The sequence below is a fragment of the Paenibacillus sp. 01T422 genome (assembly GCF_056398785.1).
Window position 1 is genome coordinate 1 of the sequence record NZ_JBFTQB010001426.1, and the last position, 896, is coordinate 896.

The 896-nt window shown below is 33.7% G+C and carries 1 protein-coding gene; it reads right to left on the minus strand.

The genetic code is table 11. The annotated features are described in order from the left end of the window. Positions 1 to 262: 262 nt before the first annotated feature. Positions 263 to 896, minus strand: a 634-nt coding sequence (locus AC1DUA_RS39270) for a hypothetical protein (protein WP_477504829.1), incomplete at its 5' end; no start/stop codon positions are given.

Genomic DNA, 896 nt, shown 5'->3' on the forward strand with positions numbered 1-896 from the left:
CTACTACGACTGACCTTCGTAGCGGTATGAATGTAAGCAACAGAATTATTTCCTACTTTGCCGCTCAAAGTAACCATTAAGTATTCGTCCAAATTTGATTTTTTCATATTATGTTCATCACACGATGGAACTCTTATCAGATTATTTCTATATGATTTTTTAAAAATATCTTTGATATCTTTCTCTTCAGGAAACAGACATTTCGGTGGTACATGCTCCATCGAAGTTGCAGATCGGCCACACCAATAACATATCTCGTCATTCATATGATTCTCTCAAAATGAATTTGTCTTCTCAACACGGCAATCCCCTTTACGTTTTTATTGCCATCTTTCTCGTATCTTTCTATTTTTCCAAAGAAGGTTATTCCAATTTGCTCAGCCTTTTGCTTCGCATCCTCTAATTGTTTTAAAAAATTAGAGAACATCGGCTTAAATAACTTGATTTGCGTAAATGTTTCGGAGGGAACTTTAGAAGAAATAGATCTTTTCATTAATTTTATATGAACCCACTCATGCCCGTTACTATCTACATACGGTTGACCCGTTGAAGCATATAGCCCTCTAAGGCAAATTAATTCTTTCGGTGACTTTGTTTGGAATTTTTCATAAACTTTATCCCAATTTTCAAAATATATATCCATCCACCTTGCAGTGATTCCAAAAAATTTGAACTCAAGGAAATTCTGAACTTTATTTTGCTCAAAATATTTAGCTATTTTTGCGAAAGCTCTTGCTGAATTAATGTAGTCTGATAGTTCGCTCTCACTATTTGAATAATTTCCCGGTGATTTTTTAGTCTTAGGACTCTCCGATTTTCCCTTTTTAGGTATTAAGTCTTGAGATAATAAATCCATTAAAGATTTTTTTAATTCGACAGGGATGTTAACCCTGATA